At 51.0% G+C, this 12,572-nt stretch carries 11 protein-coding genes; 2 read left to right on the plus strand and 9 right to left on the minus strand.

Translation table 11 applies throughout. From position 1 onward, the window contains the following. Nucleotides 1-292: 292 nt before the first annotated feature. The 4 genes from V8F51_RS09600 to V8F51_RS09615 all read right to left on the minus strand — a co-directional run bounded on the left by V8F51_RS09600 (nt 293) and on the right by V8F51_RS09615 (nt 4,143). Entirely contained in the window at nt 293-1,192 is a 900-nt protein-coding gene (locus V8F51_RS09600) for a hypothetical protein (protein ID WP_337099975.1), read from the minus strand. Between the two features lie 21 nt (nt 1,193-1,213). Continuing rightward, nucleotides 1,214-3,436, minus strand: coding sequence for a heavy metal translocating P-type ATPase (locus tag V8F51_RS09605; protein ID WP_337099976.1), 2,223 nt, complete (start codon nt 3,434-3,436; stop codon nt 1,214-1,216). A gap of 103 nt (nt 3,437-3,539) precedes the next feature. Beyond that, nucleotides 3,540-3,740: a copper ion binding protein gene (locus tag V8F51_RS09610; protein ID WP_337099977.1), complete on the minus strand. Its 201-nt coding sequence runs from the start codon at nt 3,738-3,740 to the stop codon at nt 3,540-3,542. A 19-nt stretch (nt 3,741-3,759) separates the two neighbouring features. After that, nucleotides 3,760-4,143, minus strand: coding sequence for a metal-sensitive transcriptional regulator (locus V8F51_RS09615; protein WP_337099978.1), 384 nt, complete (start codon nt 4,141-4,143; stop codon nt 3,760-3,762). A 248-nt stretch (nt 4,144-4,391) separates the two neighbouring features. Here V8F51_RS09615 and V8F51_RS09620 point away from each other — a divergent pair, with 248 nt between their 5' ends. Together V8F51_RS09620 and V8F51_RS09625 are read left to right on the plus strand one after the other, a co-directional pair. After that, on the plus strand, nt 4,392-5,138 hold the full coding sequence (locus V8F51_RS09620) for a glycerophosphodiester phosphodiesterase (RefSeq protein WP_337100234.1): 747 nt from the start codon (nt 4,392-4,394) through the stop codon (nt 5,136-5,138). Nucleotides 5,139-5,143: 5 nt separating this feature from the next. After that, on the plus strand, nt 5,144-6,346 hold the full coding sequence (locus tag V8F51_RS09625; protein ID WP_337099979.1) for an SLC45 family MFS transporter: 1,203 nt from the start codon (nt 5,144-5,146) through the stop codon (nt 6,344-6,346). A 416-nt stretch (nt 6,347-6,762) separates the two neighbouring features. Here the strand turns inward: V8F51_RS09625 and V8F51_RS09630 are convergent, their stop codons facing one another. From V8F51_RS09630 to V8F51_RS09650, 5 genes are all read right to left on the minus strand, one after another. Continuing rightward, entirely contained in the window at nt 6,763-7,629 is an 867-nt protein-coding gene (locus tag V8F51_RS09630; protein WP_337099980.1) for a YitT family protein, read from the minus strand. A gap of 358 nt (nt 7,630-7,987) precedes the next feature. Then, nucleotides 7,988-9,091, minus strand: a complete 1,104-nt coding sequence (locus tag V8F51_RS09635; RefSeq protein ID WP_337099981.1) for a GerAB/ArcD/ProY family transporter — start codon at nt 9,089-9,091, stop codon at nt 7,988-7,990. Between the two features lie 37 nt (nt 9,092-9,128). Continuing rightward, nucleotides 9,129-10,346: a Ger(x)C family spore germination protein gene (locus V8F51_RS09640; protein ID WP_337099982.1), complete on the minus strand. Its 1,218-nt coding sequence runs from the start codon at nt 10,344-10,346 to the stop codon at nt 9,129-9,131. A gap of 3 nt (nt 10,347-10,349) precedes the next feature. After that, nucleotides 10,350-11,768, minus strand: coding sequence for a spore germination protein (locus V8F51_RS09645; protein WP_337099983.1), 1,419 nt, complete (start codon nt 11,766-11,768; stop codon nt 10,350-10,352). Nucleotides 11,769-12,166: 398 nt separating this feature from the next. Next, nucleotides 12,167-12,460 carry a hypothetical protein gene (locus tag V8F51_RS09650; protein ID WP_337099984.1) on the minus strand — a complete coding sequence of 98 codons (294 nt, stop codon included), beginning with the start codon at nt 12,458-12,460 and terminating at the stop codon, nt 12,167-12,169. Between the last annotated feature and the right edge of the window lie 112 nt (nt 12,461-12,572).

Genomic DNA, 12,572 nt, shown 5'->3' on the forward strand with positions numbered 1-12,572 from the left:
TCCAGGTAACTCTATTCATTGTTTCTCTACTCCAATTACAATCTAACGAATCCATATAGCCTTATTCATATGGTTTGAGGTCGTATCAAGTATTCTGAGATTAAATAAGAATATCTAGATTCTTAACAAAGCCGAGTTAGTTAATTGAGCACAAATAAGGTTCGTAGGATTCGTTAGAGTTGAGTTAATAGCTAAAGCAAGAAGGACCTACCGCATCGCATGCGGTAGGTCCTTCTTGCTTTAGTTTCCTTCGTGGATCAGCAGCGGCATCTTCTTAATTCTATGGTGCTTCCTAGTCTATCGAAATCGTGAATGGCACGACAAAGGTATCGCCATCTCGCTGGAATTGACCCCATACCTTATACATACCTGCTTCTGGAAATGTTGTATGGAAGGAGGCTTCAGGGCCGCTGCCTGCATCATCGACGGGATGCACATGCAGATATTGTCCCAAATCTTCGCTGACGATGACGACATGGCCGATTGCGCCCAAATACGGCTGCAGGTCGGTAATATCCGCTTTGCTCTGTTCATCCTTGAACGTGAAGGTTAGCTCGGCCTCTTCGCCTGCTTGATGGGAGGATAGCGATAAGATTGCTTCAATCCCTTCCACCGTCTTCATAAGCTGCTCATCTGGCTTTAGCTTGCTTGCCGCTGCTTCGTCGCCCGTAGCATTCACATTCGCAGCAATCACTTCTCCCGCGCCTCCCGACGGTATGAAATCCGCATACAGCTTGTACGCACCTCCCGACGGAAAGACAAGCTCGACGTCGAACTTCCCGTTCTCCTTATATTCGGGATGAACATGGTCGAAGTAAGACAAATCTTCGCTTACGACGATTAGATGCATCAGCTTCTCATGGTTCATGTCGAAGCTATCAATTGGCTGCCCCTTTTTGTCGAAGACAGATACCTCGGCCTTCACCTTCTCTCCAGCAGCAATGCCGGCTGACGGGAAGCTCCACTTTACAGCGGCATGATCTGATGCTGCTTCACTCTCGGTCTGCTGCTCCCCTTCGCTTGGTGCTCCGTGACCTTCATGACCGCCGGACGATTGTTCACCGCCTTCCGCATTCGCAGCGTGATCGGCATGATTCTCTGCTTGGCCGCAGCCTGCAAGGATTAGGCTGGCACTGATGATCGATGCCCATGCTATCCGCTTGGCCAGGCTTATACCTGCTGTATTATTCATCGTACGTGTACTCCCTCTCATCTATCTATCGATTCCATTCATTCGCTGCAGTCTTAGCGCATTCAATACGACCGATACCGAGCTAAGCGCCATTGCCGCCCCTGCAAGCCAAGGTGCGAGGAAGCCGGCAGCGGCAATCGGTATCCCGATCACGTTGTATGCAAGCGCCCAGAACAGGTTCTGCTTAATATTCGCCATCGTCAGCCTGCTCATCTTAATCGCATCGGCTATGCTGTTCAAGTCGCCGCGCATTAACGTAATATCCGCGGCTTCCATCGCAACGTCCGTGCCTCCGCCTATCGCCATGCCAATGTCTGCCGCTGCGAGTGCCGGAGCGTCATTAATGCCGTCTCCCGCCATGGCAACCTTCTTACCCTCGGCCTGCAGCCGCTGCACCGCCTTGGCCTTCTGCTCCGGCAGCACGTCGGCTCTGACATGGTCGATGCCGACCCGCTCGGCTATCGCATTCGCTGTTCGCTCATTGTCTCCGGTCAGCATCCATACTTCCAATCCTAATTGCTTAAGCCTTGCAATAGCCGCAGCCGAAGTGTCCTTCACCGTATCGGCTACAGCGACCATCCCAGCATAGCTGCCGTTAATGCTTATGAGCATGACGGTTTTGCCCGATGCCTCCAGCAGCTCTTGTTCCTTGTATGCTGCTGAGGCATCTACGTCACGCATCGCCATCAGCTTCCGATTTCCTATTAACAATTGTTGCCCATCTACAGTGGCCGCGATACCATGACCGGGTATCGCTTCGAATTGCTCCGATTGCGGCAGTTCGATCCCGCGGGACGTAATGCCAGTCACTAGCGCCTCGGCTACGGGATGCTCCGACTGACGCTCCGCTGCGCCTACAAGCCTCAGCAGTTCTTTCTCTTCGTACGAGCTCGCGAGGATAATGTCTGTCAGCTCGGGCTTGCCCTTCGTTATCGTTCCCGTCTTATCGAGAATAATGGTGTCTATGCGATGGGCGCTCTCTAGATGCTCGCCGCCCTTGAACAATATGCCAAGCTCAGCGGCGCGGCCGGAGCCGGCCATAATCGACGTAGGCGTTGCAAGACCCAAGGCGCATGGGCAAGCAATAACGAGTACGGCAATCGCTTTTTCCAGCGCATGTGCGAAGTTCCCACGTTCAATGAATGCGAACCAAATGATGAACGTCAGCACGGCAAGACCCACTACGATCGGAACGAATATGCCCGATATGCGATCGACTACCCGCTGGATCGGCGCTTTCGACCCTTGCGCCTCCTCAACGACCCGAATGATCTGGGCAAGCGCCGTATCCTTGCCGATTCTCGTTGCCTTCATGCGCAGCGCGCCGTTATTGTTGATCGTTGCTCCGATGAGCGCATCGCCTTCGCGTTTCTCGACGGGCATGCTCTCGCCGGTCAGCATCGATTCATTGACTGTCGATTCACCCGATATCACAATGCCGTCGACCGGCACTTTCTCGCCTGGTTTAACAATAAGCACATCGTCTACCGCAACATCGGTAATAGCGATTTTCTGCTCAATCCCTTCACGTATAACGGTTGCCTCTTTCGCCTGCAACCCCATTAGCGTCTTGATCGCCTCCGAAGACCGGCCCTTCGCCAAGCTTTCCAGAAGCTTGCCAAGCACGATGAGCGTGATCAGTACCGCGCTCGTCTCGTAGTAAAGCTCGATATTATGCGCTCCGTGCCCAGCCATCGACGGATTCAATGTCTCAAGCGTACGGTATAAGCTATAGAAGAAAGCCGCCGATGTCCCTAACGATACAAGGACGTCCATATTAGCGCTGCCGTTGCGAAGAGCCTTGTATGCCCCGACATAGAACGGCCAGCCGATAATGAACTGCACAGGCGCGGCAAGCGCGAGCTGGAACCAAGCGTTCATGAACATCTCCGGAACGGGCACGAACGACGTCATGGCGAAATGTCCGGCCATGGCCCATAATAACGGCAACGACAAGAGAATGGACACTCCTAGCCTTAGTTGCTGCTTGCGAATCTCGCGTTTCTTATAGTCACCTTTCTCTGCCTGCGCCTGCTTCACGACGCCATAACCGAGATCGATTATTTTCTGCTCCAGCCTGACACTGTCCTGCTTGCCCGAATCATAAACGACGGAAGCGCGCTCTAGCGCCAGATTGACGGTAGCCTCAACCCCGTCCATACGATTAAGCCCCTTCTCGATCCGATTCGCGCATGCCGCGCAAGTCATACCCGTAATTTGAATGCTTTCCTGCACCTTGCTCATTGGTTTGCACCGCCATTCCACATACCCATATGGGGTATATTTTAAAGTAAAAATAGGGAGGCCTAGGCAGCCTCCGTCTATACTATTGAACGATTGATTCTTCTTATACAACGTCGTAGCCTTGATCCTCGATAGCCGCTTTGATCGCGTCCAGCGACACTTTCGCCTCATCGTATTCTACCGAAACCTTCTTGCTTGCCAGATCGACCCTGCCTGCAGCTCCGGCGTTGCCGACCGCCTTCTCAACTGCGCTAACACAATGTCCGCAAGTCATGCCCTCAACCTTCAAAGTTACGTTTGTCATTATCATTACCCCTTCCAAATTATTTCATTAATTTCTGAACCGTTGTCAGAAGCTCGTCAATCACTTCATTCTCGCCCGCCTGAATACGTTCGACGATGCAGCTCTTCATATGTCCTTCAAGCAAGAGCTTGCCGACGCTGTTAAGCGCCGATTGCGCTGCCGCTATCTGATTAAGCACGTCATCGCAATACGTATCCTTATCTATCATCGCCTTAACGCCACGGATTTGCCCTTCGATCCGGTTCAGCCGGGTCGTCAGATTCGCCTTCATCTTATCCGAGTGGTGGCTCTTGCGCTCCGTCTTCGAGCCGCAGTGCTCTCCACTCGATTCCGGCGCGGCGCAGTCAGTAGCGTGCGCATGCTGATGATTATGATTCGCGTCTACCGCTTCTTCCTTCGCCATACACATACCTCCATGGGGTATATTTGATAATTGCATCTTATCATACCCTGCAGGGGTATGTAAAGCCGTATTTCTTTTCCGAAAAACGGGGTAGAGTAGAACCTATACATAAGTCTTGCTATTTGCCTCAATTCGGTTACTATTATTGTGAAAACGTATTCTTCCGTTCCGTCAGCACTTCTAATATTGCGGTAACAAACGTCAGCTATAGTTGAAACACAGGCGCACACAACAATCAGAAAGGGTGAATCACGATTACAACACAGCTCATTAACTTTGCCCATCGCGGGGCGAGCGCTTATTGTCCGGAAAATACAATGGCCGCTTTCATCAAAGGGTTGGCGCTTGGCGCGACAGGGATCGAAACCGATGTACAACGAACGCGGGACGGAAGGCTCGTCCTGATTCACGACGAATCACTCGCGCGTACGGCAGGCCTGAACCAATTCGTCAAGGATACCGATTATGACGATGTAGCGCGGCTGGATGCCGGAAGCTGGTTCAATCCTGACTTCGCCGAGGAGCAAGTACCTCTATTGGAGCAATTGCTGGAGCTTGTGAAAGACACAGACATTATTGTGAATTTGGAGCTTAAGAACGGCGTCTTTCTTTATGAAGGCATGGAGCAGCAAGTCATCGACACGGTGCGCACCTACGGATTAACCGATCGCGTCATTATTTCCAGCTTCAATCATTATTCGCTTGCTCTATGCAAGCAGCTTGCTCCTGAGATCCGTACCGGCATCTTGTATGTCGAAGGGCTGTATGAACCTTGGGCGTATGCGAAGACGCTGCAAGCGTCGGCGCTGCATGCCAGTAAACATGCCGTGTTGCCGGAGTGGGTAGAAGAGGCGGCCGTTAACGGCATTGCCTATCACCCGTGGACGGTTAACGAGACTGCCGAGATGGTCAGCTTGGCTGAAGCCGGCGTTGCAGGCATCATTACCGATTATCCGGATCGACTCGCGCTGGTGCTGCAATCGAGAGGAGCGTAACCGTCATGAAAAAAACGTGGCTGCTCGGCTTTGGTTTTTTTAGTATTAGCCTTGCTTGGGCGCTTTACAACGCTTTCGTCCCGTTCTTCTTGGACAATTACTTGTCGAGCGTGGCGCTGATTGGCTTCATGATGACGATCGACAACTACTTCGCGCTCTTCCTGCAGCCGTGGATCGGCAATCGAAGCGACAAAACGTTCACACGATTCGGCAAGCGCATGCCTTACCTTATGATCGGCATGCCGCTGGCCGCCTTATTCGTAGCGCTTATTCCGTTCCACGTCAGCCTCATTACGCTAGTCGCTTTCATGGTGCTTATGAACTTGTCCATGAGCCTGTACCGGTCACCAACGGTCGCGCTGATGCCGGACATAACGCCGGATGGCAAGCGCTCGCAGGCGAACGGGATTATTAACTTCATGGGCGGCATCGGTGCGTTGCTTGCCTTCTTCGTCGGATCGAAGATGTATGACGCGGACCAATCCTTGCCGTTTCTCTCCTCTGCGGCGGTAACAATCCTTTGCTTATTCATCCTAATAAAGGTCATAAAGGAAAAACGCGATACCATCGCCTATATCCCTGCCGAGAGCCGAGAGAAGCTGTCGTTCAAGAGCGAGCTCAACCGTCCGACGGTGTTCCTGCTCGGCGCCATCTTCTTCTGGTTTCTCTCCTACCAAGGGGTTGAAGCCTTATTCACTCTATACGGGGAGAAGCATCTCGGCTTAGAGGAAGGAGATTCCGCTTTCTCGCTCGGCTTCTTCTCCTTGGCGCTCGTGCTTGCTGCCATCCCGAGCGGGCTGCTAGGCCGCAGGTTCGGCAAGAAAAAGATCATCATGATCGGCGTTACCGGCTTAATTATTATTTTCGCTGCGATCACGTTCATCGATACGCTGCTACCGCTGCGTCTCCTTATGCTGGCGGGGGGTATATGCTGGGCGATGATTAACATCAACTCGTATCCTTTCATTATCGGACTTGGCAAGGAGCAAAGCATCGGCAGACGTACGGGCATCTACTATGTGTTCTCGTCGCTCGCGGCGATCGCCTCGCCGCCGCTTATGGGCGGACTGATCGATCTGTTCGGCTATCAAATCCTGTTCTACGTGGCATCCGGCAGCATGCTCATCGCGCTCGCCTTTCTATTCGGCGTCAGTGACAAAGGGCTCGCCCGCGATGCGACAACAACAGGACACTCCACGACGGCTTAACCTTTCAGCACGCAACATACTTTACGATCTGCCTAACGTTAGCGCAGTCAAGCTTATACGCCAATGTTGAATACTCGCATCAACATCCGAACATAGGACTATACTCAAAAAAAACTACGACTGACCAATTAGCATACGAAAATCTGCTCCTGCTAACGGACACCAGAGGTCCTTATAAGCTTGATTGACGATTTTAGCTGGTCTTACGGACATATAAGACTCTAACAGGCGTATTTGGCAGCGAAATCGCTTCGATTGGTGCAGTTAGGGTCTGTGGTGTCCGTAACGATGTAGCAGCGGCCAAATAATGGCCATTAGTGTCCTGTATGTCCGTTAGCCAGTACGTTAATTGGTCAGTTGTACAAAAAAAAAATCCGAACCAGCGTCTCTCGACCGCGGTTCGGATTTTTTTCTATTTAGTGAATGCTGCCTTTGGTGAAGCCGCCGCCCATAACGTCCGATACAGACTCGATGGCAATGAACGCCTTCGCGTCAATGGACTGCACGATTGATTTGAGCTTCGCGAGCTCCAGCCTCGTCACGACGCAATAAATCATCTGCGTCTCTTCCTTGGAGTAGCCGCCGCGCGCTTGGATCAGCGTCGTGCTCCGTCCAAGACGGTCCATAATGGCTGTCGATATTTCATCATGCTCGCTGGAGATGATCGTTACCGACTTCGATTCCTCAAGGCCTTCTACGACAATATCGATGACCTTAATCGCGATATAGTAAGTGAAGATCGAATACATGGCCGAATCCCAGCCGAATATGAAGCCAGCGATAATGAACACGATAACATTGAAGATCATGATGATCTGTCCGACAGGCACACGCATCTTCTTCGAAATCAGGATCGAAACGATCTCCACCCCGTCAAGCGAGCCCCCGTAACGAATAACGAGACCGACACCTGCGCCGAGAATAAGACCGCCGAACAGCACCGCCAGCAGCTTCTCGTCCGTGAACGCTTCAACATGATGCAGCATTGCCGTTGTTACCGACATGAGCGCGATACCATATAACGTGGAGATCGCGAACGTCTTGCCGATTTGCTTGTAGCCTAGGATCAGGAACGGAACGTTGACAATGAATAAATAAAGCCCGATAGGCAATGGAGTCTTTGCTGCGAGCATGATCGAAATACCCGCAATCCCGCCATCGATCACTTGGTTCGGCACGAGGAACATCTCCAGCGCCACACCCATCATGATCGAACCGATTGTAATAAAAATAAAACGTTTCAGGATCTCGCCAAACGATAATCCTTTATGTACTTTCGCCAATAGTCCAACCTCCAACATAAGATATTCTTATTAAAACTTTAGCACAAAAATGGTATTTATTCAAAAACGGAATCCGCCGTTAATACGAAAGAACCGCATAATAGCTTGTCCAATGCGGCAAGTTATATATAATCATAGCCGATGAAAGGAGGACCATCTATGAAGCTTTTCCTATTATTTTTACTATATTTCGCTTCTAATATGGCTTACGATTACACGATGAACCTATTTGAAGGCATGACCTATGAAGAAGCGCTGCGCAGCCTGTTCTCGTATTTTGTCCGAATGCCCGTCGATGATTGGCTGATCGTTCTCCTCAGCGCCATCATCTTCATTGGCAGTTGCGCCTCCCCATCACTCAAGAAGCGGTTCGCCGCTGTCGTCTCAACCAGCCCACGGCAAGCAGAACAATCGGAAAGGCCGACTGGAACACAAACGCCACATAAGGATTGATTATATATCCCTCGATGTAATTTTCTACGGAATTCTCCGCAATCATAATCGAGGAGAACATCACGATGCCTCCAAGCGGAATCGCGAACGACTTGATGCTCTTCAGCTTAAATAAATCGGTTACGGCCAGCACCGCCGCATAGAAATAGATGGTCGCCTTGAAAAAATAGCTGATCATAAGCGAGGATACCGAGATTCCATCCATTTTCTGAATAAAGTCCCCGATATTGATCTTCGATGTAACGGCAAACAGCGGAAATGTGGAACGACTGAGCAGATCCGGGCCTAATACGGCTGCATTGAGCGCCATCGTATAGCTGATAATAAGCCCCGAGAGGATCATTGCAGCAAACCCCACCTTAATACCCGACCATTGAGCCCCGCCTCCCAAGTAATGAAAAAACATGGTGCTTACAAATAGCTCGCCGAAAGGCAAAAAATAAGTCAAAGGCACGGTATTAATGACCGGTTTCCATCCGTTCTCCAGAACAGGAAGCAGATAATCAATTCGGACGATTCCGGAGAAGAATATGAATATATTTCCTACTAAGCCTAAAGCGAACAGCACAAGAAGAAAGGTAACAATCGTTCGCAGCATCGCATCGATTCCTAAATAAACGATATAGATCATCGCCACGGCCATTAAGGCAAGCAGCGCAACAAGCGGCGTTTCATCGAATACCGATACTTGTATCGTATTGGCGCAGCCGCGGAAGTTGCGCACCGACTGGTAGACAAAATGTACGCTGTACAAAAAGGCGATGGGCTTGCCTAGGAATGGACCTATGATCTTCGGAATATAGCTTGTCAGGGGCATAGTCGGATACAGCTTGTAGAGACCGCTGAACACAAAATAGATGACGATGCCAGGGAGCATGCCTAGAAGCACGGCAATCCACACGTCCTGCCGCGCCGACGACTGACCGACGCCAAGCGCAATAACGCCGCCCAGCTCGAACAATATAACTAGGCAAAAGAACTGGAACTTGCTCATTTTCGCCGCTTCCATCTACCTTCACCCCGCCTTACGTTACGGCTGTCTATTGCTATTTCTTAATGCTATTAATATACGATTTGCCCCTGAGGCCTTGGTTTCGAAGCTCGGTATGAACCGTTACTTGAACTTCGCTGCTAGCGAACGTATCGTTCCAGTCCTCCTTCAGCCCTTCCAGCCATTTCTTTGGATAGGCACGCTTCATCACATTGCTGAATTTCAGTACATCGAGCTTATCCGTCTGCATATGCTTTACCGCTGTCTCCACCTCAGCTTTAATCGCAGTTGCCCATTCCTGCTCGAGCGTATCCAGCGCCTCCGGCTTGTTCAGATCAAGTTCCGATTCATTCTCCGTAATGAAGCCCTCCGCCCAGATGTTCACATGGAAGACGGGTTTCCCTTGAACGAGCCGCGCCTTAACCTTCGTATTGCCGCGTGCCACCTCAATGCTGATTGCTTCCTTCTTGTCGCCCGCCGCGACCAGCATGACGGAGCTTTTCATTTCGTTTCGCGTCCAGATCACGCCTCGCGCAAGCTTTCCGTCGATCCATTCCTTCAGCTTGCCTTTCTCGAATACCGCCATCCCTTGGATTGTAATGATAGCCTTTGGCTTTACCTGTTCCACATTCTCGCGCTTCTGCGCCGCCTCCACCTGACCAACGAGCCGGATACCGCTGACGAGAAGCGTCCGCTCTTCGGACACCAACATGCGGATCAGATCGTCGATGTAGACCGTAATACTATTCGACCATAGCTTAGACGTGAAGCCCATCGTCCCGATAATCGAGTTGGCGGGCAGCTTCTCCATAGGCGTGAGCGTCTGCACGATCTGCGATGCATCGACGTCTCGCGAGATGAGCACCATTGACGTTAGCCTCGTCTCCCGCGAACGATCGAAGAAATCGAACAGCTCTTCTATTCCCTGCTTCGCCAGCGACTCCCCGATTACAATCAGCCTAATATGCGCAAAAAACAATTGCCGAGGCACTTTGCGCGACGTCTTGCGAATCGCCTCGTAGATGGAGTTGCCTGTGCCGGAGTACACCATGATCGGCACCGCAAAGGAGCTTCCGCCCGCTACCACGCCGGGAGCGACGACACCGGAGTTCGCAATCTGAAACGTAATCTTATACTTATCGTTCTCCGCTTTGTCGATGCCCAGCGCCATCACGATAGCCAGCTCCTTCGGCTCGCGGCTGTTCCAGCAGCCGGTGAGCGCGGGCAGGCATAAGGCAATTAGTGCAGTTAGGAGTATAGCGCGTTTGAACATGCTCTACTTGCTCCTTCCCTTCCTGTGAATGGAGAAATACGGGCTGCCCAATGACTGAAGACTCGATAGATGCGCCGTCAGAATAAATAGGCCGATTACGATGCCGAATAAGCCGAACATCGAAGCCAGCATCATAAAGCCAAAACGCAATATACGCACCGATATCGCGATACTGAACGCTGGAGCCGTAAAGCTCGCAATTCCGGTCGCAGCGACGACGATTACCATAGCCGCTGACACGATGCCCGCCTGTACCGCCGCCTGTCCCAGTATCAATGCGCCGACAATGGATACCGCTTGCCCGACAGCTCGCGGCATTCTTACTCCTGCTTCCCGCATCAGCTCGAAGCTTAGCTCCATCAGAAGCGCCTCCACGATGACGGGAAACGGCACGCCTTCGCGCTGCGCAACAAGGGAGATAAGCAATGGCGTCGGAATCATCTCCTGATGAAAGGTCATCGCCGCTATGTACAGCGCAGGCAGCAGCATCGATAGAAAATAGCCGATATAACGAAGTACCCTTATTAACAGGCCAATATCGGCTCGCTGATAAAAGTCCTCTACGGATTGAAAAAAGTGAAAAAAAGTGATCGGCCCGATCAACGCAAACGGAGTCCCATCGACCAGTACGGCGATTCGTCCATCCATTAGATGCCCGACGACATCATCCGGCCGCTCCGTATTGTACAACGTAGGAAAAGGAGTCAAGTGCTGGTCCTGCACATGCCTCTCGATCGTTCCCGTTTCCAAAATGCCGTCCTCTTGAATCGCATTCATGCGTCGCCTTAACTCCTGTATCGTTCGCTCATTCGCGATTCCCTTTAAATAGAGCATGGACACATTCGTTGCGGTCAGATTGCCGATCGAGAATCGTTCAAGCCATAACGTCTTATTGCGAATACGGCGGCGGATTAAAGATATATTCGTGCTGATCGACTCCGTGAAGCTGTCCTTCGGTCCGCGTATGACAAGCTGAGTCGTCGATTCCGAGATCGCACGCCATTCCATCCCTCTCGTCGATACGACAATCGCATCCGTACAGCCGTCGATGAACAATACGGCATCGCCGGCTACGGCAGCATCGACGACCATGTCCCAGTTCGGCGTAACGATGGCGCTGCTTGCCAGCGCAGCCCTCGTTGCCGCCCATTCTAACGGCTCCGCATGGCTGTCATCGATACCGGTCCCGTTCAGCTCTGCTCCGAACAGCTTCTCGATCAACCCTTCAACCGCTTGCTCATCAGCCAAGTTCGTATTATAAACAGCAGCAGCACTAAATACAGGGGGATGGCTGCGAGTGTATGATCGAATGACATAATCCGGACTGTTGCCAAACTCTTGTCTCAGTCTTTCGATATTTTGGGCAAGCTGCTGGTCGAATACGGTCTCTTCCCCTGATGTTTGCTGCTTCTGCCACGCCATTACATCACCCCTGAGGAGTATTCCCTTGAACAAATGGGTGTATGCACCTGTTATTCCATATGCGCTCTAGGATTGGAACATGTTTTATATGATTTTTCATACAATTCGCAGGCTCCATACGACTTCTTACATAGTTTGTGTGATTTATCGTACAAAAATATTCTTTTCCGGTAGTTCCTGGCTCGTATTATACGATTTTTCATACATTAACTTACCTAAAGAACATTACCTTTCTGATTTATACGATTTCTCGTACAAACTTCTGACTCGAGCGCTTTGCCAAGCAATTGCATGTCATTTGATGTATCCTCTATGAAAATTAAAAGGGGGTGCCTCAAAGTCATTTGAAATGACTTCTGAGGCACCCTCTTGCTTAGGCTAAACTGCTCTTCCGAGGCTTAATCAATGTAGCCGGCGAGACCCTTGTCCGTTAAGTAGTCCATCTCAGCGTCAAGAATCGATTCTACTTGAAGCTCATTGAGCTTCACATCGCGGCGGCCGAGAATATAATCGACCAGGTCATCGCTGTCGATATCTACCTCGCCTTTGGCATTTGCTTTGGCGCTGTTAATAAACGCCTGGGCATGTCCGAGCACCAGCTTCACGGCTGCTGCCGGAAGCTCTGTCTCCTCCGTTATATATTGAAGCAGCTCCTGCTCGTTTACTTGCTCGCCCTGTTGCTCCTTGCTCATCTCCCAATCATCTCCTCATTGACTTCACTGCCCTTATTGTACCATATAAAACGTAATTTCTTGCAACGTTCAGCCCGTTAGCCCTTTGCTTTTTGCAGCGTAAAAGGCTATC

The organism is Paenibacillus sp. YIM B09110 (assembly GCF_037167145.1).
GTDB lineage: Bacteria > Bacillota > Bacilli > Paenibacillales > Paenibacillaceae > Pristimantibacillus.